Source organism: Streptomyces sp. BJ20, assembly GCF_022869105.1.
Lineage (GTDB): Bacteria > Actinomycetota > Actinomycetes > Streptomycetales > Streptomycetaceae > Streptomyces > Streptomyces griseoincarnatus.
The window spans coordinates 5,961,892-5,983,040 of record NZ_CP094918.1; the positions used below are offsets into that span (position 1 = coordinate 5,961,892).

General features: G+C 73.2%; 17 protein-coding genes. 9 read left to right on the forward strand and 8 right to left on the reverse strand.

Going from position 1 to position 21,149, the window contains the following annotated elements:
- Positions 1 to 6 precede the first annotated feature (6 nt).
- Positions 7 to 771: an ABC transporter permease gene (locus tag MTR79_RS26955; RefSeq protein ID WP_086702978.1), complete on the reverse strand. Its 765-nt coding sequence runs from the start codon at positions 769 to 771 to the stop codon at positions 7 to 9.
- Complete coding sequence (locus tag MTR79_RS26960) at positions 768 to 1,772, reverse strand: ATP-binding cassette domain-containing protein (protein WP_086702977.1); 1,005 nt, start codon at positions 1,770 to 1,772, stop codon at positions 768 to 770. The genes MTR79_RS26955 and MTR79_RS26960 overlap by 4 nt, the downstream gene beginning before the upstream one ends.
- Before the next feature lie 603 nt (positions 1,773 to 2,375).
- Between MTR79_RS26960 and MTR79_RS26965 the strand changes: the two genes are divergently transcribed.
- The 4 genes from MTR79_RS26965 to MTR79_RS26980 all read left to right on the forward strand — a co-directional run bounded on the left by MTR79_RS26965 (position 2,376) and on the right by MTR79_RS26980 (position 7,090).
- Entirely contained in the window at positions 2,376 to 3,008 is a 633-nt protein-coding gene (locus MTR79_RS26965; protein WP_086702975.1) for a hypothetical protein, read from the forward strand.
- 102 nt (positions 3,009 to 3,110) lie between these two features.
- Positions 3,111 to 4,697, forward strand: a complete 1,587-nt coding sequence (locus MTR79_RS26970; protein ID WP_189365146.1) for a DUF6801 domain-containing protein — start codon at positions 3,111 to 3,113, stop codon at positions 4,695 to 4,697.
- A gap of 43 nt (positions 4,698 to 4,740) precedes the next feature.
- Positions 4,741 to 5,682 (forward strand): hypothetical protein, encoded by a 942-nt coding sequence (locus MTR79_RS26975; protein ID WP_086702972.1) that lies wholly within the window; start codon positions 4,741 to 4,743, stop codon positions 5,680 to 5,682.
- Positions 5,683 to 5,848: 166 nt separating this feature from the next.
- Positions 5,849 to 7,090, forward strand: a complete 1,242-nt coding sequence (locus MTR79_RS26980; protein WP_086702971.1) for a helix-turn-helix domain-containing protein — start codon at positions 5,849 to 5,851, stop codon at positions 7,088 to 7,090.
- 291 nt (positions 7,091 to 7,381) lie between these two features.
- On the opposite strand, the gene MTR79_RS26985 is transcribed toward MTR79_RS26980, so the two are convergent.
- Entirely contained in the window at positions 7,382 to 8,029 is a 648-nt protein-coding gene (locus MTR79_RS26985; protein WP_086702969.1) for a DUF4360 domain-containing protein, read from the reverse strand.
- A gap of 335 nt (positions 8,030 to 8,364) precedes the next feature.
- Between MTR79_RS26985 and MTR79_RS26990 the strand changes: the two genes are divergently transcribed.
- Entirely contained in the window at positions 8,365 to 11,199 is a 2,835-nt protein-coding gene (locus MTR79_RS26990) for a beta-galactosidase (protein ID WP_244792142.1), read from the forward strand.
- A gap of 28 nt (positions 11,200 to 11,227) precedes the next feature.
- On the opposite strand, the gene MTR79_RS26995 is transcribed toward MTR79_RS26990, so the two are convergent.
- The gene (locus MTR79_RS26995; protein ID WP_086702966.1) at positions 11,228 to 12,733 is read right to left on the reverse strand and encodes an alpha-N-arabinofuranosidase; all 1,506 of its coding nucleotides are present in this window, start codon (positions 12,731 to 12,733) and stop codon (positions 11,228 to 11,230) included.
- Positions 12,734 to 13,095: 362 nt separating this feature from the next.
- Between MTR79_RS26995 and MTR79_RS27000 the strand changes: the two genes are divergently transcribed.
- The 3 genes from MTR79_RS27000 (at position 13,096) to MTR79_RS27010 (ending at position 16,392) form a co-directional block, all read left to right on the forward strand.
- Positions 13,096 to 13,689: a toxin-antitoxin system, toxin component family protein gene (locus MTR79_RS27000; protein ID WP_189365150.1), complete on the forward strand. Its 594-nt coding sequence runs from the start codon at positions 13,096 to 13,098 to the stop codon at positions 13,687 to 13,689.
- A complete protein-coding gene (locus MTR79_RS27005) occupies positions 13,686 to 14,936 on the forward strand; it encodes an MAB_1171c family putative transporter (protein ID WP_244792143.1) in 1,251 nt (416 codons plus the stop codon). The genes MTR79_RS27000 and MTR79_RS27005 overlap by 4 nt, the downstream gene beginning before the upstream one ends.
- Before the next feature lie 91 nt (positions 14,937 to 15,027).
- On the forward strand, positions 15,028 to 16,392 hold the full coding sequence (locus MTR79_RS27010; RefSeq protein ID WP_189365165.1) for an FAD-dependent monooxygenase: 1,365 nt from the start codon (positions 15,028 to 15,030) through the stop codon (positions 16,390 to 16,392).
- A 163-nt stretch (positions 16,393 to 16,555) separates the two neighbouring features.
- Here MTR79_RS27010 and MTR79_RS27015 read toward each other — a convergent pair whose 3' ends face one another.
- From MTR79_RS27015 to MTR79_RS27030, 4 genes are all read right to left on the reverse strand, one after another.
- Entirely contained in the window at positions 16,556 to 17,407 is an 852-nt protein-coding gene (locus tag MTR79_RS27015; RefSeq protein ID WP_244792144.1) for an SMP-30/gluconolactonase/LRE family protein, read from the reverse strand.
- On the reverse strand, positions 17,404 to 18,177 hold the full coding sequence (locus tag MTR79_RS27020; RefSeq protein ID WP_048457581.1) for an IclR family transcriptional regulator: 774 nt from the start codon (positions 18,175 to 18,177) through the stop codon (positions 17,404 to 17,406). Before MTR79_RS27020 ends, MTR79_RS27015 begins: the two co-directional genes overlap by 4 nt.
- Before the next feature lie 225 nt (positions 18,178 to 18,402).
- Entirely contained in the window at positions 18,403 to 19,644 is a 1,242-nt protein-coding gene (locus MTR79_RS27025; protein WP_244792145.1) for a helix-turn-helix domain-containing protein, read from the reverse strand.
- A 3-nt stretch (positions 19,645 to 19,647) separates the two neighbouring features.
- Positions 19,648 to 19,800, reverse strand: coding sequence for a hypothetical protein (locus MTR79_RS27030; RefSeq protein WP_189365153.1), 153 nt, complete (start codon positions 19,798 to 19,800; stop codon positions 19,648 to 19,650).
- Between the two features lie 210 nt (positions 19,801 to 20,010).
- Here MTR79_RS27030 and MTR79_RS27035 point away from each other — a divergent pair, with 210 nt between their 5' ends.
- A complete protein-coding gene (locus MTR79_RS27035) occupies positions 20,011 to 20,982 on the forward strand; it encodes a DUF3068 domain-containing protein (RefSeq protein WP_086705031.1) in 972 nt (323 codons plus the stop codon).
- Positions 20,983 to 21,149: the final 167 nt, after the last annotated feature.

The window sequence follows — 21,149 nt, forward strand, 5'->3', positions numbered from 1 at the left end:
CGGTCCTCAGCCTCCCTTCGGCGGGACGATCCGGAGGTAGACGGCCGTCATCACCATGTTGACGAAGAACAGCAGGAGGAACGTGATGACGACGGACTGGTTGACGGCGTCGCCGACGCCCTTGGGGCCGCCGCGCGGGTTGAGGCCCCGGTAGGCGGCGACGATGCCGGCGATGAACCCGAAGACCAGCGCCTTGAGTTCGCTGACGTACAGGTCGGGGAGCTGGGCGAGGGCGGAGAAGCTGGAGAGGTAGGCGCCGGGGGTGCCGCCCTGCATGACGACGTTGAAGAAGTAGCCGCCGAGGATGCCGACGACGGAGACCAGGCCGTTGAGCAGGACCGCGACGCCCATGGCGGCCAGGACCCGGGGCACGACCAGCCGCTGCACCGGGGAGACGCCCATGACCTCCATGGCGTCGAGTTCCTCGCGGATGGTGCGGGAGCCGAGGTCGGCGCAGATGGCGGAACCGCCGGCGCCGGCGATGAGCAGGGCGACGATGAGCGGGCTGGCCTGCTGGACGACGGCGAGGACGCTGGCGCCTCCGGTGAAGGACTGGGCGCCCAGCTGCTGGGTGAGGGAGCCGACCTGGAGGGCGATGACGGCGCCGAAGGGGATCGACACGAGGGCGGCGGGCAGGATGGTCACGCTCGCGACGAACCAGAACTGTTCGGTGAACTCGCGGAACTGGAAGGGTCTTCGGAAGACGGCGCGGCTGACCTCGGCGGCGAGCGCGAAGAGCCGGCCGGTCTCGCGCAGCGCGCCGGTGATCATGCGCCGCTCCCGGCGACGGGCGCCGTGACGGTGGCCGTCGCCGCGTCCCGGGCGTAGGTCTCCCGGATGGCGGAGCGCGCGGCCGGCGGCAAGGTGTCAATCATGCGCATGACACGCTCGCGCCGTCGTGCGACGGCGCGGCGCGGCGGAAGACCGGGGGACGGCTCCAGCTGCGGCACGATCACCCGGGACGCGGCGGGCGTCGTCCGGTCCGCCTCGGCGGCGAGGGTGGCCGCGTCCTTCTCCTCGGACATCCCGATGGGACCCTCGCGCCGGCCGCCGAGGAACTGGGAGACGACCGGCTCGTCGCTGGTGAGCAGCACCTCGCGCGGGCCGAAGGTCACCAGCTCACGCCGGAAGAGCATCCCCATGTTGTCGGGCACGGTGGCGGCGATGTCGAGGTTGTGGGTGACGATCAGCATCGTCGCGTCGATCTGTGCGTTCAGGTCGATCAGCAGCTGCGAGAGGTAGGCGGTGCGGACCGGGTCGAGCCCGGAGTCCGGCTCGTCGCACAGGATGATCTGCGGGTCGAGGACCAGCGCGCGGGCCAGCCCGGCCCTCTTGCGCATGCCTCCGCTGATCTCGCCCGGGAGCTTCCCCTCCGCTCCCAGCAGCCCGACGACCTCGATCCGCTCCATGACGATGCGGCGGATCTCGGACTCCTTCTTGCGGGTGTGCTCCCGCAGCGGGAAGGCGATGTTGTCGAAAAGGGACAGGGACCCGAAAAGGGCTCCGTCCTGGAACATGAGACCGAACAGTTTACGGGTCTCGTAGATGTCTTTCTCGGGACTCCTCACCATGTCCACCCCGTCGATGAGGACACGGCCCTTTTCGGGTTTGAGGAGCCCGATGAGCGACTTCAGGAATACGGTTTTCCCGGTGCCGGAGGGCCCCAGCATCACACTGACTTCTCCGGCCGGAAGGGTGAGTGACACGTCCCGCCAGATGTTCTGTTTGCCGAAGGACTTGGTCAGCCCTTCGACGACTACTTCGATTCCCATACCACCTCCAGCGGACGTCCGTGACACACACCGCGGGCGCACGCCGCCCTCCGCGACTTGTCACCACGCAGACAACACACCGGGCTCGCGTCCGCCCCCGGGAACAGGGCGGGACCTCGGACCGCCGGGGGGCGGGGCGGCGCGAGATCCCGCCGACGAACGCCCCGGCCGGCGGGAGGGTGAGGGCCGGGAACACGTCCGTCGTGGCTCCGTCCGCCGGGGGCGGCGGCCCGGAGCCGAGCACCGCACCGGCACGTTACGGCCGAGTAACCTCAGCGGGCAACACCGCATGCCGAGTTTTCCCGGAGACCGGTCCACGCCCCGCGAAACCTGTCAGCGGGAGCACAAGAACGCCCCCGGAAACTGTCCGCCGGTGAGCACCACGGCCTGCCGTGCACGCCCGCCGGGAAGCCCTCGCCCACACCGGCCGCACCCTCCTTCCTTGACAGCACGTGATGAATACGGACCGGAATTGCCTCACCCAGGGAACAGCTTGTCCCCTTTCCTGAAGAAATCATGGAACGCCGCATTGTTCGGCCGCGTTTACCGCAAGTAACGTCGTGGCACGTCCCATCCGGCCGACCCTCGAGGAGATACCCGGACATGACGCATCACCTGAAGAAAACAGCCGTCGCGGCGTGTGCGGCCGCGGCCGCACTGGCGCTCACCACCGGCAGCGCCTCGGCGGCGCCCTCCACCGTGTGGACCGTCAGCCCGTCACCGGCCGCCTTCCAGGCCGCGAACGTCGGCAACATCGTGCTGACCGCCACCATCCCGATGACCTGCACGGCCTCGAACGCCGGCGGGACGATGGCGAGCACCACCGGCAACCCGGCGAACGTCGCCGCCATCAGCACCATGAACTTCGGCACCTCCGGCGCTCCGTGCACCAGCGTCCTCGGCAACGTCACCACCGTGGCCGTCACCCCGTGGAACGTCGTCGCGGTGGACTACAACAACACGACCGGCGTCACCACGGGCTACATCGGCAACGTCAAGGCCAACGTGAGCGCCGGCGTCTGCAAGTTCACGGTGACGGGCAAGGCCTCGGCCACCTACACCAACAGCACCGGCGTCCTGGCGGTCAACAGCGTCGCCGGTGAGCTGACGGTCACCAACCCCGTCAACTGCGGCGCGATCGTCACGACCAGCACCAAGCCCACCTTCAAGGGCAACTACGCCGTCAAGGTGGCCGGCACCAGCACCATCCCGACCATCGTCGGCTCCAACCCGTAGCCCCTTCCGCTCGCCCCGCCCGGCCGGCCTCCCCCCGGCCGGGCGTTCGCGGGCTCCGCCCCGGACCCCACCGACACCGTCCCTGCCGCCGAGCGGAGTTGTATGAGAGCCCCACGAGCCGCCAGCCCACGGTCCCGCCGAGCCCGCGCCGCGCTCACCTCGACGGCCGCGTTCGTCGTGCTCGCCGCCCTGGTCCCGGCCACGGCCTCGGCCTCCGACACCCAGGAGGTCGACGCCGCCCTCCCCTACGTCTGCGCGTTCCCCTCGGGACCGGTTCCCGCGACGGTGCGGATCTCCGCGGAGTTCCCGCAGCGCGCGCGGGCGGGTGAGGCGTTCTCACCCGCCGGCGTCACCACAGCCGTGGAGCTCCCGGCGGAGGCGGTGGCGGGCCTGGCGGGGAGCGACGTGACCGAGGTGCGCGCCGGCACGGCGCTCACCGTCGCCGTCGCCCAGGACGCGGCCACCGCCACGGCGATCTGGCGGGGCGGTTCCGACCCCGTCCCCCTGCCGGCGTCCGGGCCGCTGACGCTCACCGCGACGGGCGACGTCCCCTCGGTCACGGGGCGGGGCGACGGCGACCTGACTTTCACCGCGGGCGACCTGGCGCTCGGCCTGACGCCAGGGTTGGCGGAGGACTCCGGCGACGGCGAGGTGACCGGCGTACCGGCCGTCGACTGCGCCCTCGCCGAGGACGCGCCGGACGAGGGGCTGCTGGTCACCGTGCCGGCCGTTCCCGGCCCGCCGGGGACGAGCGGCCCGCCGTCCCCGCCGGCCTCCGGCGGGCCGTCCCCGGTACCGGGAGGCGGGCCTCGGGAGCGGCAGGAGGGACGGTCCGGCGAGGCCCCGGAGAGCGTGCCGAGCGCCGCCGCCGACCGTGACGTGCCGCCCTGCCGGTACGACGAGGACAATCCGCCCACGCCTCTGTCGCTCAACGCCTACGTCACGGGCTACGCCAACGTGAAGAAGCAGAAGGCCGCTTCGTACCTTCCGCCGTCCTGCGTGCTGATCGACGGGGGAGAGTTCCAGTTCCCGGTCGACGAACCCTTCGACCCCGAGCAGTTGGTCATGGTCCTGACGACGTACGGGGAGTTCAGCCACCAGGGGCGCCCGGAGACGCCGCCCTACGACAGCACCTTCCTCTCCTTCGACTTCACCCCGGTGAAGGCCACCATGGTGCTCAAGCAGACCGGTCCGATGAGGATCGACGCGCGGATGACGATGCGCTACTCCGACCTGTTCACGACGACGGAGACCTACGTACGGGTCCCCCTGATCGCCCAGGTCACCGCACTCGAGGTCAACGGCGTCCCCCTGGACGTCGGTCCCTCCTGCCGGACCGAGGAGTCCCTCACCTCCGTCGAACCGGACCCCGCGAAGCATCCCGGCGACCACGTGGTGCTGTACGGCAAGGCGGAACAGGCCATCGGCGAGGACGTCGTCGGCTACACGCTGCTCACCGGCGGCCCGCTGGCCGGCGAGGTGACCATCCCGGCCTTCACCGGCTGCGGCACCGGCCGCGAGGACCTCGACCGTCTGCTCACCGCCTCCGTCTCCGGTCCCGGCAACCACATCAAGCAGGTCCAGGGCCAGACGTGCACCCCCCTCGTCCCGGTGTTCGAGACCCCGGAGACCAGGGGCCAGTGCACGGAGGACCTCCAGCCCTACCAGATACCGGTCGCCGAGCGCTGAGCCGCCCGGCCCGCGCCCCCTCCCCACGAGAAAGGCCACCACCATGCACGCGTTCACCCCCCGCACGAGACTCGCCACCGTCTCCGCGCTCACCGCGCTGGGCGCCTTCGCCTCCCTCGGCACGGCGACCGCCGCCGAGCCCGCGCTGAACGGCGAGTGGGCCCCCTTCACGCGCTGCCCCGTGGACGCTCCGGCGATGCTGGCCGCCGACGGCTTCGAGAAGACGCCGCAGTGCGTGGTGTCCACCTCCGCGGGCGGATCCATCAAGCTGGGCGACACCACCGTCGTCACCGGGAGGACGAATCTGCAGATCGGCATCGTGCAGAACGCGGACGGCACCAGCACGGTGGTGGCCCCGCCCGGCGGCGCGCTGATCGCCGAACCCGCCACCGTGCCCGGCGGGCTGCTCGGCCTGATGTGTCCGAGCGCCATCCCCGTCATCACCGGTCTGTGCGAGTCGCTGGAGAACTCCAGCCTCAACAAGATCACCGCGACCATGGAGTCGGTCGGCGCGCCCTACGACTTCAACCAGACGGCCGGCGTCCTGACCGACATGCCCATCGTCGCCCTCCCGGTCCGCATCCACCTGGAGAACCCGCTGCTCGGCAGCAAGTGCTACATCGGCACGGCCGCCGACCCGATCGTGCTGCTGCCCGAGAACCGCAACTACCCGGACTTCGGCATGTCCTTCTTCCAGGGGGACGGCACCCCCGACCCGTCCGGCGAGATGAGCCGGATCGACCTCACCGGCGCCGTCCAGAACGACAGCACCTTCGCGGTCCCCGCCGCCGGCGGCTGCGGGCTGAACATCGGCCTCATCAACGCCGCGGTCAACGCGAAGACCGGACTGCCCTCGCCCTCCGGGAACAACAGCCTGACCCTGAACGACACCCGGACCCGTCTCACCGGCCTCAACGCGCCCGGCACCGCCGCTCCCCGCGCGGGCGAGGTGCTGGCGGAGCACTGGCACTCCGCCGTCCGGTGAAGCTTCTGTGAAGCGGTTTCCGCCCAAGAGGTGTACAAGACAATTAAGTTGACTTACCGTCAGCTTCTCAGACCGGTGCACGTGGCGGCCCGACCGGGCCTCGTCCCGCGGGGCGTTACCCGGTCGGGCCGCCTTGCCGGACAGGTCGGAGAGCAAGGGATCAGTCATGCCCTCAATCGCACGTCCTTCGGTGCTCGGCGAGCCGCTCGACCCCCTCCCCCGGCAGTTCGCCGCCTTCATGCGGCCCCTGCTGCCGGGACTGCTGAACGAGATACGGACCGAGGTCACCCGCGCCTACCCGGTGTACGGCAGGCTGCTCAACGGACCCGACGGACACGCCATCCGCCAGGGTGTCGAGCAAGCGCTCACCGCCTTCGTGGACCGGGTGGCCGACCCCGGCACCAGCTCGGAGCTGCGGGACGACCTCCTGCGCCGGTTCGGCCGGGTCGAGGCCTACGAGGGCCGGGACCTCGAGGTGCTCCAGGGCGCCTACCGGCTGGGCGCGCGCATCGCGCTGCGCCGGGCCAAGACGCTGGGACGGCAGCACAGCCTCTCGCCCGCCCTGGTCCTCGCCTTCGCCGACGCCCTGTTCGCGTACGTCGAGGAGCTGGAGGCCGTCACCCGGGAGGGGTACACGGAGGTGCGGGAGAGAGCCGCGTCCGAGGTGTCCGCGTTACGAAGACAGCTGTTACACCTCCTTCTGGCCGCCTCCCCGCTCCCCAGGACAACGGTGTCCGAGCTGTGCGCGTCCGCCGCCTGGGAACTCCCGCGGACGTGTTTCCTCGTCGCCCTGCGCCCCCCGGTCCCCGAGCACATCCAGGCGGGGCTCGACAGCGACGTCCTCGCCGACTTCGACATCCCGCAGCCGCATCTGCTGGTGCCGGGTGAACCCACCCCCGAACGCCTCCGGATGCTCGGCACGGCCCTGTCCGGCACCCGCGCCGCGGTGGGCCTGACCGTCCCGGTCGCCCAGGCCGCGGACTCCGTCCGCTGGGCCCGCCGCGTGCTGCAGCTCGTCGACGACGGCGTCGTGCCGGACGCCCCGCTGGTCCGCTGCGAGGACCATCTGACGACGCTGTGGCTGCTGTCCGACCCCGCCCTGGTCGACCATCTCGCCGCCCGCGAGCTGGCGCCGCTCGACGGGCTGACCGCCAAGCGGCGCGACCGGCTCGTCGAGACCCTCCGGGTGCACGTCTCGACCCGCGCCCCCGCCGAGCAGGTCGGCGAGATGCTGGGGGTGCACGCCCAGACCGTCCGCTACCGGCTGCGGACGCTGGACGCCCATCTGGGCGACCGGCTCGCCGACCCCGACCACCGGTTCGCCCTCGAGGTGGCCCTGCGCTCGCGCCACCTGCGGGGCCGGGACGGTGCGCGGGACAGGGCGGACGTGCCCCGCCCCGGCCAGTAGGCGACCGGCCGGCCGCTGCTCCGGTCCAGCTGGTCGACGCCCGGCCCGGGTGTGCCGTTGTCGTCGCCGTCGTCGTGATGGTGGACGGTCAGGCCCCCGTCGGCGTCCTTCATGACCGACCGGCCGCCGGGGCCGGTGCCGCTCCGGAGAGGTTCCAGGAGTACACGACACCCTGGCCGGCCCGACTGCCCGGCTTCCCGGCTTCCCGGCTTCCCGGTGGCGGACGTCGCCGGCCCGCGTCAACGGCACGGGCGGGGGCGGGCGAACGCCCGCCCCCGCCGTCACGTCACGTCACGTCTCCGGGCATTCCTTCCAGGCCAGGTGGTACACCGTGCTGATGTCGCCGTCCGTGGAGTCCATCGTCATGAAGCTGACCTTGGACGGGTCGTTCCCGGCGGAGACTCTCAGCTCCGTGTTGATGTTGAAGTTGCGCTGCACGCCGCAGGGAGCGTAGACGAGCTGCGCCCAGTCGGTCTCGTCGGTGGCCTGCCAGTTGTCGTCGTACGGGCCCGCGAAGTTGTGCGTGCGGTATTCGGTGTTGGGCGACCCCTGGAAGTAGTACGAGGCCCGCTGGGTGCCCCGCGCACCGGACTTGAGCGCGGCGAAGCCGCGGTAGTCCGCGCTGGCGATGGCGTAGGTGAAGCCGGACGGGACGTGGACGAGCAGGCTGAGCTGGCAGTTCTTGCGGGCGGCCGTGGGGGCGGAGTTGCCGCCTGCCTGGGCGAGGTAGTCGCTGTAGGTCACGGTGAACGCGGTGTTGTCGGCCGAGACGGCGACGGCCGCGGTACCGGCGGGACATCCTGACCCGTTCACCGTGGCGACCTTGATGACGATCTTGTCCGGCGGCGGGTCCTCGAACGAGGACCCCGGGTCGTGCGCGGGCAGCGCGGCGGCGAGCAGCGTGGCCGCCGCGACGCCGAGGAGCAGGCCTCCAGCCATGGTTCTCCATCCTTGGGGTGGGGGGTTGGTGCGGTGCGTTGGTTGAAACGTCATGTACATGCCAAACATGCGGACGCATGCGGCCCCGGCTTCGTGGAGGAGGCATGAAGGAGCGGTGAAGACCGGGAGCGCTCGCATCGTATGGAGCGCCGCGACGGCCGGACAGGGCGAACTCCGGCCATTCACTCCCGGTCCGTATACCGCCGGTGAACGCCGCGTGACACCGCCGGCGGACGCCACGGGCGCGGCGGGACTCCCGTGTGAACGAGGGCCGTCCCGGTTCGGGGACAATGACCCACCAGCACCGCTTGTGGCACAGACCAGGAGGCGCTCCCTTGGAGCTCAGCAGGCGCACCTTCACCGCACTGGCCGGCACGGCCGCGCTCGGCCTCGCGCTGGCCGGCAGCGGCGGGGCGGCCACCGGCCCGCGGGGGCAGGGCGTCGTGCCGACCGGACCGCCGCCCCCGCCGCCGGAGGCCGACGGCCGGCGCCGTCGCGTCACGTACGACCGGCACTCGCTGCTGGTCGACGGCGCGCGCCTGGTGCTGTGGTCCGCCGAGGTCCACCCGTTCCGGCTGCCCAGCCCGTCGCTGTGGCGGGACGTGCTGCAGAAGCTGCGCGCCCACGGCTTCAACGCGGTCGACGTGCCCGTGCCGTGGAACGTCCACTCCCCCGCGCCCGGCGTGCACGACTTCACCGGGGTGCGGGACCTGAACCGCTTCCTCTCGGTCGCCGCCGAGGAGCGGCTGTACGTGGTGCTGCGGCCCGGCCCCTACCTGGGCGCGGACCTGGACGCAGGCGGCCTCCCCGGCTGGCTGACGGCCGCCCCGGGCTCCGCCCGCACCGACGACCCCGAGTACCTGCGGCACGCCGAGGCGTGGCTCGCCGCCGTCGACGCCGTCGCCGTACGGCACCTGTACACCGCGGGCGGCGGGACGGTGCTGCTGTACCGGCTGGAGGACGGGCGTCCGGTGCCGGCCGGGGACCCGGCGGCGCGCGCCCACCGGGCCCGGCTGCGGGCGAAGGTGCGCGCCGACCGCATCGACGTGCCCGTGCTGGACGGCGAGGGCTTCACCGGCGGGGACGGGCCGCCCACGGCCGGTCTCACCGCCGTGGCGGGCGGGGCCGCCGACGCCTGGGGCGGGCCGCTGTCCGGCGGCGAGGGCTACGCGCGGGTGCGCGAGACCCACGACGCGGCGCACGAGCGGCGACGCCATCTCACCGCGCTCGCCGACCGGGTCACCGTGCACCACACCGGCATGGGGTTCGGCGGGACGTCGTGGGGCTGGCTGCCCGGGCCGGGCGTCTACACCTCCTACGACTACGGGGCGGTGCTCGACGAGGGGCGCCAGCCCGCGCCGAACATGGCCGCCGTCCAGCAGCTCGGCCATCTGCTGCGCACCGTGCCCGACCTGGCCCGGCTGGAACCGGACGGGGACGGGGAGGAGCGCGCCGCGGACGGCCGGCTGACGGTGCGCCGGCTGGTCAACCCCGACACCGGCGCGCGGTTCTTCGTGGTGCGCAACGACACCGATGAGGAGGTGCGCGCCCTGCTGCCCGGCACCGGCGTCGAGGTGCCGGTGACCGTGGCCGCCGGCGACACCAAGCTGGTCGCCTCCGGTCTGCGCCTGGGCCACCGCAAGCTGGCGTACACCACCGCCCAGCCGATGCTCTGCGTCTCCACCGGGCGGCAGGACGTGGCCGTGTTCGTCGGCCGCCAGGGGGAGACCGCCCAGCTCGCGCTGGACTGCGAGAAGCAGCCGGGCGCCGACCGCGCGGACATCGAACCCGCCTGGGCCTACGACCAGGGCCGGCTGAACGTCGTCTCCCCGCTCGGCGTGGGCGGCCTGAGCCGGGTACTGGTCAAGGACGGCGACTCCGAGACACCCCTCGTGCTGCTGTTCGCCGACGACGAGACCGCGCTGCGCCTGTGGACGTACGAGACCCCGGCCGGGCCGCTCGTGGTGTACGGCCCGGCGATGCTGCGCTCGGCCGAACTGCGCGACTCCACGCTCCACCTGACCGGTGACGTCACCGTCGAGACCGGTGTGGAGGTGTGGGGGCCGCGCGGCATCGCCGAGGTCACCTGGAACGGCGAGCCGGTGCCGACCTACGTCGGCCGCGCCCGCAGCCGCGTGATGGAGGGGCTGATGCCCGCCGTGCGCGCGGTGGCGCTGCCCGCCCTCGACGGCTGGCGGTGCCGCACGGAGAACCCGGAGTCCGACCCGGAGTTCGACGACTCTGCCTGGACGGTCGCCGGCCGCACCACCTCCCACAGCACCACGCCGGTGCCCGAGGGCGGGCCCGTGCTGTTCGCGGACGACCACGGCTTCCACCACGGCGACGTCTGGTACCGGGGACGGCTGGAGGACCTCGGCGGCATCCGCTCGGTGGCGCTCTCCTACAGCACCGGCACCCAGGGGCTGCTGATGGCGTGGCTGGACGGCCGGCCGCTCGGCACCCACCGCATGCCGGCGCCCGACGAGGACACCGCCGCGCGCGGCACCTGGACGGCCACGGCCCGGTTCGACGTCCCCCGAGCGGTGCGCACCCCCGGCGAGCATGTGCTGTCGGTGCTGGTGCGGCCCATGCAGCACGCCGGTACGGAGCCGGGCGAGGACGCCCACAAGGCCGCGCGCGGGCTGGTCGCCGTGGAGTTCGCGGGCGGCGACCGCGGCGTGGAGTGGCGGGTGCGGGGCGCCACCGACCCGGAGCGGGTGACCGGCCCGTTCAACAACGGCGGCCTGTACGGGGAGCGGCGCGGCTGGCATCTGCCGGACCACGACGACCGCCGCTGGCGGGTGGTGGAGTTCCCGCGCGAGGAGCGGCGGCAGGGCGTCACCTGGTACCGCACCCGCTTCCGGCTCGGGTTCGAACCCGAACTGGACGCGTCGGTCGGGCTCACCCTGGAGGACGACCCGGAACGCGCCTACCGGGTGCAGGTCTTCCTCAACGGCTGGAACCTGGGCCAGTACGTCAACGATGTCGGCCCGCAGCACACCTTCGCCCTGCCGAACGGCATCCTGCGCACCCGCGGCGCCAACACCCTGGCGCTGGTGGTGCTGGCCGACGGGACCACCCCGGCGGGACCGGGGAAGGTCACGCTGACGCTGCTGGGCGCGGCGCGCGGCGGCGTCCCGGTCGAGCCGGTGGACCCACCGGTGAGGTGAGTCCGCCGGCCAGGGGACGCCCGGCGCGTCACGCCAGCCGGATCACGTTCCAGGACAGCGGCTCCAGCACGGCCGTGAGGCGGCCGCCGTCCAGGGTGGTGCCCTCGGCCGTGTGCGGGACCACGCGCCCGGGCTCGGCGAGGGTGTTGCGGGCGTCGGGGTCGGCGTCCGCGAGCACGCTGTGCTCGACGACGGACGTCGGGCCCAGCCCGTTCAGCGCGACGTCCAGCGGCAGCGGCTCGGTGCGGGAGCGGTTGACGGCGAACACGGTGACCGTGCCGTCCTCGCCCCGCACCGCGGTCGCGTGCAGCAGGTCCGCCTCCCCGTACTTCTCCGTGTCGTACGTCGGGGAGTCCACGCGCACGTCGAGGACCTGGCCGCGGCCGTACTTCGAGGCCTGGGCGAACGGGAAGAACGTCGTCTGCCGCCAGGCCGGGCCGCCCGGCTCGGTCATGATCGGCGCGATGACGTTGACCAGCTGGGCCAGGCAGGCGACGGTGACCCGGTCCGCGTGCCGGAGCAGCGCGATCAGCAGCGAGCCGAGGACGACCGCGTCCATGACGCTGTAGTTGTCCTCCAGCAGACGCGGCGCCTCCGGCCAGTCGAGGGCGCTCACCTGCTCCTGGGTGCGGGACATGTACCAGACGTTCCACTCGTCGAACGAGAGGTTGATCTTCTTCCGGGACTTCAGACGGGCCCCGACGTGGTCGCAGGTGGCCACGACGTCCTCGATGAAGGTCTCCATGTCGACGGCGGAGGCGAGGAAGGAGTCCACGTCGCCGTCGAGCGGCTCGTAGTAGGCGTGCAGCGAGATGTGGTCGACCAGGTCGTACGTCTCCTGGAGGACGGTGGCCTCCCACTCGGCGAAGGTCGGCATGGAACGGCCCGAGGAGCCGCAGGCGACGAGCTGCACGCCGGGGTCGATCTGGCGCATGGCGCGGGCGGTCTCGGCGGCGAGCCTGCCGTACTCGGCGGCGGTCTTGTGGCCGGTCTGCCAGGGGCCGTCCATCTCGTTGCCCAGGCACCACAGCCGGATGCCGAACGGGTCCTTGTCGCCGTGCTGCACGCGCAGGTCCGACAGGGCGGTGCCGCCCGGGTGGTTGGCGTACTCCTGGAGCTGGAGGGCCTCGGCGACGCCCCGGGTGCCGAGGTTGAGGGCCATCATCGGCTCGGCCTGCGGCCCGATCTTCCGCAGGAAGGAGATGTACTCGGACAGGCCGAAGCGGTTGGTCTCGGTGGACCGCCAGGCCAGGTCGAGGCGGCGGGGGCGCTCCTCGGCGGGGCCGACGGAGTCCTCCCAGCGGTAGCCGGAGACGAAGTTGCCGCCGGGGTAGCGGACGGCGGTGACACCGAGTTCGCGGACCAGGTCCAGGACGTCGCCGCGGATGCCGTCGGCGTCGGCGGTGGGGTGGCCCGGCTCGAAGACGCCGGTGTAGACGCACCGGCCGAGGTGCTCGACGAAGGAGCCGAACAGCCGGGGGTCCACCGTGCCGACGGTGAAGGCGGGGTCCAGGGTGAAGCGGGCGGTGCGCATCGTGTCCTTTCGACGGGTCGGGTCCTGCTGCGGGGGCGTCACCGGCCGGCGAGTCCGGTGCGGGCGGCGCCCGCCACGATCCGGCGGACGTGTCCGCGGTCCAAGCCAGGCCGCCCCATTGCCCGACCCCTCCGCTCATCGCGTACCGCGCGCCTCGTGCGTTCGATATACCGGATGTCGCCCGTAACTTCGAACGGGACCGTAAGCGCCGGTGGGTGACGCGTCAATGCCCCGGACAGAACTCGCCCGCCGCGCACACCGTCCCGACCCCCCGGCGGTCACGGATCACGTGACGCGGACACATCCGGCCGCGTACGCTCGAACAGCCTCAGGTGCGGCGGTCGCACGGGCGAGGGGATGCGATGGATGGCGCGGGCGCACGGACGCGGGCCGTACGGCTCGCCTCCGCGCTGCGGCGCTCCCGCGCCCGTGCCGCCCTGCGCCGCCTGGCCGGCGATCTCGCCTCCGCGCTCCGCGTACGGCCCGGTCCCCTCACGGACGTCCGGACGGCGTGCCGGGTACTGTGCGAGGAGATGAGCGCGCGGCGCGGGGGACGGCCCGTCGTCCTGCGCTTCGAACGCTTCCCGGACGAGATCGAAGTGACCGGCCTGTGGGTGGAGTTCCAGGACTTCGACCTGGTCATCGTGGAGGAGCGAGCGGAGGCCATGCAGCAACTGGTCATCCTCGGCCACGAGTTGTGGCACATGCACGCCGGTCACCGGCACCACGCCCCGACGGCGGCCGAGCAGGTCCTCACGGCCGACCCGCCGGACTGGGCCGCCGCGCTCGCGATGGCCGCGCGCGACGGCTCCCGCGCGGCCGAGGAGGCCGAGGCCGACGAGTTCGGGCACCGGATGGCCGCCGCCGTGCGCACCCTCCTGGACGACCGGAACGCCGACGCCGGTCCCCTCCAGCGGGCCCTGGGCTACCGCGGGCGGCGGGGAACGCACCGGTGACCGCCCCGCTCGCCCTCACACCGTCGGACATCCTCGGCGACCTCTACATCTCCTTCTGGATCCCCACGGGCGTCCTCACCGCGGCCCTGATCATCAAGCTGCCCACCATCGTGCGGCTGTGGCGCGACCCCCTGCTGCGCGCGGTGGGCGGGCTGCTCCTGCTCGCCTGCACCGTCTTCGTCTTCGTGGCGCCCACGACCATCGCCCGGGTCAACCGCCTCACGGGCGTGCCGAACATATCGGCGCCGTGGTGCTACTCGCTCCTCACCGCGTTCTGCGCCTCCTGCCTGCTGCTGATCATCGCCTGGCGCAACGGGCTGTCGGACCGCTCCGCCGCCACCCGGCGGGCGATGCGCTGGGTGGTCTCCCTCTACTCCGGGGTGATCGTGGCCCTGTGGGTGCTGTTCTTCCTCGCGGACGCCTCCGAGGAGCGGCTGCGGGACCTGGACACCTACTACGCGACCACGCCGTTCATGCGCGAGCAGATCCTGCTGTACCTGCTCGCGCACACCGTCGCCGTCCTCATCACCTGCCGGCTGCTGTGGAACTGGGTGCAGACCGAGGGGCTGGACGCCTGGCTGCGGTGGGCCCTGAAGTTCCTCGGCGTCGGCTACGCGCTCAACCTGGTCTTCGACGCCGCCAAGCTCACCGCCGTCGCCGCCCGCTGGACCGGCAACGACCTGGACTGGCTCAGCACCGACCTCGCGCCGCCCGTCGCCTGCCTGTCGGCCATCCTGATCGCGGTGGGCTTCATCCTCCCGCACGCCGGCCAGTTCCTGCACGAACGCTGGCGCGTCCGGCTCGCCCACCACCGGCTCCGCCCGCTCTACCTGCTGATGCGTTCGGCCAACGGCAGGGGCGTGCCGTTCCTGCTGCGCGCCACCCCAGAACTGCGCCTGATCCGCCGGGAGACCTTCATCCGGGACGAACTGCTCACCCTGGCCCGGCACATGGACGAGGAACGGCGTGACCGGGCACGCGAGGCAGCGCTCGGTCTCGGGTTCCCGCCGGAGCGGGCCCGGGCGCTGGCGAACGCCGTGTCGATCCTGGAGGCCGTCGAGTGCCGGCTCCGGGCTCCGGACGACGAGGGCACCCAGGATCCCGACACCACCGACCTGCTGCGGGAGATCGGCGCCGTCTCCCGGGAACTGCGCCGCCCCCACGTCGTGGAGGCGGTCCGCATACGGGCCGCCGCCCTCGCGGCGGACCCCCGGGCGGCCGTGCCCCGCGGCGCGTCCGCCGACTGAAGATCGACGACAGGTCAGGAGAACGAAGAGCGTGCCCGCCGCCCCAGAGAGAAGACCCCCGTCCGCGGACGGACGTCCCGCCACCGCCGTCGTGCTCGGCGGATCCGTCGCCGGACTGCTCGCCGCGCGGGCCCTCGCCCCGTTCGCCCGGGTCACCGTGGTGGAGCGCGACGCGCTGCCCGCCGGACCCGGGCCGCGGCGCGGCGTCCCGCAGGCCCGGCACGCGCACCAGCTGTGGTCGGGCGGGGCGCACGCCCTGGAGGACCTCGTGCCGGGCACCGTCGACCGGCTGCGGGCCGCGGGGGCCCACCGCCAGCCGGTCACCACGAACATGGTGGTGCTGTCGCCGTACGGCTGGTACCGGCGCTGGGACGAGTCCCACTTCATGCTGCTGTGCACGCGCGACCTGCTGGAGGCGACCCTGCGGGCGCAGGTGCTCGCCGACGGACGGATCGAGCTGCTCGACCGGACCGAGGTGCTCTCGCTGGACGGCACCCGCACCGCCGTCGACGGCGTCCGGGTCCGCACCCGTGACGGCGCCGAGCGCACGCTGCGGGCCGGTCTCGTGGTGGACGCCACGGGCCGCGCCTCCCGCACCCCCCGCTGGCTGGCCGACGCGGGGCTGCCCGCTCCGCAGCGCCGGGAGGTGGACACCGGGCTGGTGTACGCGAGCCGTCTCTACCGCGCCCCGGAGGGGGCCCGGGACGGCTTCCCGGTCGTCAACGTGCAGCAGGACCCGCGTACCGGCGGTCCGGGCCGCGGCGGGGTGCTGCTCCCCGTGGAGGACGGCCGCTGGCTGGTCACCCTGTTCGGCACCACGGGCGGCGAACCCACCTCCGACACGGCCGGCTTCGAGCGGTACGCCCGCGAGGAGCTGCGCCATCCGCTGATCGCCGACCTGCTCGGCGCGGCGGTCCCGGAGACGGAGGTGTCGCTCACCCGGGCCACCGGCAACCGCCGCCTCTTCTACGAGCGGATGAGGGCCTGGCCGGAGAACCTCGTGGTGGTCGGGGACGCGCTGGCGGCGCTCAACCCCGTCTACGGACACGGCATGTCGGTGGCCGCGCAGGGTGCGGCGGCGCTGCGCGCGACGGTACGGCGCCACGGCTGGGGCACGCCGGGCCTCGCCGGCAGGGCGCAGCGCGCGGTGGCCCGGCCGGTGGGCGCGGCCTGGGACCTCGCCCTGGGCCAGGACGTGTTCTACCCGGGCCCGACGCACGACGGCCCGTCCGCACGCGACCGGTGGACGGCCGCGTACGTCGGCCGGCTGATGCACACGGCCACCGGGAACGGGCGCGTCGCGCGGCGGGTCACCGACGTGACGTCGCTGGAGCGGGGCCCGGCGGTGCTGCTGTCCCCGCGGGTCCTCGTGGCGGCGCTGGCGGGTCCGCTGAAGCCCGCTCTGACGGACCCGCCGCTGACCGCCGAGGAACGCAAGGCGGCCGGCCTGACCTGAGGCGGCACCCGCGCGGCGACGGTGTCCGGCGGCCGGTCCGCGAACCGGACCGCCGCCGGCTGGTCGGCGATGCGTGACTCGACGACCGGGCGGCGCGGGGTCGCCAGGACCCGCCCGCACCCGGCCGAGCACCCGCGACGCGGATGCCGGTACAGCCGCGGCCTCAGCCGGCGAACGCGGGCTGGGCGACGCCCTTGCCCGCGCCCGGGACCACCAGCAGGGACCCGGCGAGCGGGTGCGGGGCGGTGAGACCCACGCGGGCCGTGGTGACGTACAGGTCGGTCAGCCCCGGGCCGCCGAAGGCGCAGCACGTGACGCGGGGGACGGGCAGCTCGATCACCCGGTCCAGCTCGCCGGACGGGGTGTAGCGGCGCACCGCTCCCCCGTCCCACAGGGCCACCCACACGCAGCCGTCGGCGTCGACGGTGAGACCGTCGGGGAAGCCGGCGCCCTCCTCGATCTCCGCGAGCGGACGGCGGCCGGCGATCGTGCCGTCCCCGCCGAAGTCGAACACGTCGATGCGGCGGGTGGGCGTGTCGATGTAGTACATCAGGCGGCCGTCGGGGCTCCACCCGGTGCCGTTGCTCACCGTCACGTCCTCCAGGAGCACGGTGGCCGTGCCGTCGCCGGTCACCCGGGACAGGGTGCCGCCGCCGGGCGCCTCGTCGTAGCGCATGGTGCCCGCGAGGAGGCTGCCGTCGGGGGCGACGGCGGCGTCGTTGCCGCGGCGGCCGGCGACCGGCTCGCGGTGCAGCCAGCGGAAGGTGTCGTCGGGGTCGAGCAGTCCGACGCCGTCCCGCAGGTTCAGCACCAGTCCGCCACCCGCGCGCGGCTTGACCGCGCCCACGTGCTGTCCGGTACGGCGCACGGTGCGGCGGCCGGTGGCGGGGTCGTAGGTGTGCACCCGGGAGTTCAGGATGTCGATCCACAGCAGCCGCCCGGTGGCCGGGTCCCAGGTGGCCCCCTCGCCCAGTTCCGCCTCCGCGCGGACCGCGACGTCGAACGCGAGTGTCATGCCATGCTCCTGTGGCCCAGGCGCTCGGAGAGTTCGGCGGCGCCCTTGACGGCGAGCTGCTCCAGCTCGCCCAGGCGCTCGTCGCTCCAGCGGATCATCGGTACGGAAATGGACAGCGCGGCGACGACCTGTCCGGTGCGGTCGCGCACCGGGGCGGCGACGCAGGACACGTCCGGGTTGGACTCGCGGCTCTCCACCGCGACGCCCCGCGCGCGGATCGCGGCGAGGGTCTCCCGCAGGACGGCCGGGTCGGTGATGCTGTTCGGGGTCATCGCGGTCAGCTCCGCGCCGTCGGGGAAGCGCGCGGCCAGTTCCGGCTCGGGAAGGGAGGCCAGCAGCATCTTGCCGACGGAGGTGCAGTGCGCGGGGAGCCGGCGGCCGGCCGCCGACACCATCCGCACCGCGTGGGTGGAATCCACCTTGGCGATGTAGATGACGTCGGTGTCCTCCAGGATCGCCACGTGCACGGTCTCGTCGCAGGTCTCGGCGACGGACCGGGCGACCTGCTGCCCCTCGGCGGCCAGGTCCAGGTGCTCGGCGTAGCGGGCGCCCAGCTGGTACGGCCGGACGCCCAGCCGGTAGCGGCCGGGCTGGCCGGCGACCGGGACGATGTACTTACGGGCGGCGAGCGTGGTGACCAGCTCGTGGACGGTCGTGCGCGGCAGTTGCAGCCTGCGCACGATGTCGGGGGCGGAGAGCGTGCCGTCCCCGTCCAGGAAGAGCTCGAGTATGTCGAGAGCCCGGGTCACGGCTGGCACAAGTCGTCCCACGACCGGCCCCCTCCTAGCGTTCGATATACCAACAAACGATCGGCATGACGAACACAGGCTAGCCATAGCCCACGTCAGGGGCAACGCCCCGAAGGGGGCGCGGGGAACCGCGCGCTCAGCCCGGACGACGCCGCACCGGCCCACGACCCGCACCACCCACCCTCCAGGGGCGCGGGGAACCGCGCGACAAGCCCCCGCCCACCCGCACCCCGGCGGTGGACCGCCCTACTCGACGGCGTTGCCCAGCAACCCCCGTAACCGGTGCGCCCGCAACACCAGCTCCAGCTCGAACCGCCGGTCCGGATCGTCGACCGACCCCCCGAACAACTCCCGGATCTGCCGCAACCGATACCGCACCGTCTGCGGATGCACCCCCAGCCGAGCGGCCACCTCCGGCGCCCCGCCCCGCGTCTCCAGCCACGCCAGCAGCGTCTGGGCCAACCGCTGCCCGTGCGCGGGGGCGCAGTGCGCCAGCGGCGCCAGACACCGCAGCGCGAGGTCGTCGATCAGCTCCTCCGGCTGGAGCAGCACCAACGCCTCCGTGTGCTCGGCGCAGTACAGCACCTCGCCGGACGGCAGCAACTCCCGCTCCATCAGCCGCACCGCCGCCTCCGCCCACCGCAGCGACTTCGCCGCCTCGGTGACCGGCACGGGCGGCCCGATCGCCCCGGACCAGCCGGCCAGCGCCCGGTCCAGCAGTTCACGGCGGCCGGCCGCGTCGGGCTCGGGCACGATCATGCGGGGCCGCTCGTGCTCCATGTCGAGCAGCACCCCCTGCCCCACGGCGGGCGCGACGGCCTCGCGTGCCGGCCGCAGCAGCACACCGGCCGCGACCCGTCCGGGCACGGGCCAGCCGATGCGGGCGGCGCGTTCGGCGAGCGCGTCGGACGGGTCGCCCCGGTGGTGCTCGGCGAGCATCAGGTCCATCAGCCGGCGCTGCAGCCGCAGCCGTTCACCGGCCTGCCGGGCCGCCGCCTCGGCGTATCCGCGCACCGACTGGTCGACCAGCCCGTCCAGGTACTCGTAGCCCGCGTCGACGAGCTCGTACATGGCGGGCGGTGGGATGTCGAGGCGCTGGCCGATCTCGGCGAACCGGCGCCAGGCCATGCGGACGCCCATCCGGTAGGTCGCCTGGAGGGCGTCCAGCGAGCGCCCGCCCCGCCCTTCGCCGCGTCCGAAGTCCTGGAAGACGCCGGGCGGCACGGTGGGCCGGCCCACCGTGTGGTCGCCCTGGGCGAGGTGCCGGACGAACGCCTCGATGGCGCGGCGGATGCCGATGAGGGCCATCGGCTCGCCGGAGTCGTCGAGCACCACCGGAAGATGCGGGTACTCGCGCCGGATCTCGCCCATGATCTCCTCGGCCAGCGCGGGCGCCTCGGCGAGGGCGATCTCGGCGAACCGGCGCACCTGGTGGCGCGGTACGGCGTGCCAGGCGGAGCGTGCGGTCAGGGTGCGGGAGGCCGTCACGGGTCAGCTCCCCTGGCCGGCCCGCTCGTAGGTGATCAGCGGAGTGTTCGGCTGGTCGGGAGCGGCCTCGAGCAGGGCCACGACGCCGAACGCCGTTCCCACGGCGAGGACGGCGGCGAACGCGACCGTCAGGCAGGCGGCGAGCAGTCTGGACATCGCAGGGTCAGCCTCTCTGTCGGGGAGGTTCCCCACCCCCACGTGACCGGCCACCCCTGTCCGTCGTGCCCCAGTCTCGGCACGACATTGACACTCCGTCAAGGGGCGCTTACGGTTCCCAGCTCCAGGGGGTGGGGACTCCCGCACGCGCACTGTCCCGTACGGCGGGGCCCGTCAGCGGCCCGCCGACCGAGCCTCTGGAGTGCCCGGATGCGCCGTTCAGTCTCCCCGTTCTCCCTGGTCCTGCTGGGTCTCGGCACCTTCCTCCTGGTGCTGGCGCCCCTTCTCGCCTGGTACGTGCAGCCACGGGCCGCCGTCAATCCCACCGACATCGACACCACCGCCGTCTACACCGGCCGGGGCAGCGTCTTCGACCTGGAGAAGGTCGAGACGGTGCCGGACCAGCGGATCACCGTGACCCAGCGGGTGCGCGGCGACGTCCGGGAGAGCGAGCGCAGCGGCAAGGCGGTGTGGGACGTCACCACGTCCGTCGACACCGACAGGACGCTGCCGGCCGCCGATCCGCACGACGCGCTGTCGTTCACCCCGCACCGCTGGGTGCTGGACCGCCGTACCACCGAGCCGGTGCACTGCTGCGGCGCGAAGCCGCGCATCCAGGGCGAGGCGTACCTGAAGTTCCCCTTCGACGTGCGGAAACGCTCCTACCGGTGGTGGGACAACACCCTCGGCGACACCGTCGTGCTGCGCTACCGGGGCACCGAGAAGGTCCTCGGCCACACCGGCTACCGCTTCACCGGCTCGGTGCCGCCCACCCGCACCGGCACCCGGCTGGTGCCCGGCAGCCTGGTCGGACTGCCCGAGGCCGGACAGGTCGCGGCCGAGGAGTGGTACGCCAACCACGGTGTGGAGCTGATCGTCGACCAGCGCACCGGCCGGGTGCTGTACGCGCGGACCGGGCCCCGGCAGACGCTGCGCGCCCCGGGAGGGAGCGAGGACGAGGCGGTGCTGCTGGACGCCGAGAGGATCTCCTTCACCGAGGAGACCCAGCGGGCCGCCGTGGAGCTGGCGAAGGACGACGGGGCCCGGCTGCGGATGCTCGGCGAGACCGTGCCGCTGGGCGCGGCGGTGGCGGGCGGTCTGTTCGCCGCGGCCGGAGCCGTTCTCGTGGCGCGCGGCCGGAAGGTGACGGAGCGTCCGGATCCGCTCGCTCCGTCCGCGTGACCCTCACCTGAAGAAGTGACTCCCGAGTAAGAAAAGCCGGAAATTGTCACGCCGGTGAGTAGCCGTGGGGAACGCCTGGGCGAAAACTGTGCCATCCCCACCCACACACAGACCGTCCACACCCCCCTCCCAGGACGTCCCGGGGTCCTCCTCAGGACCCCGGTCCC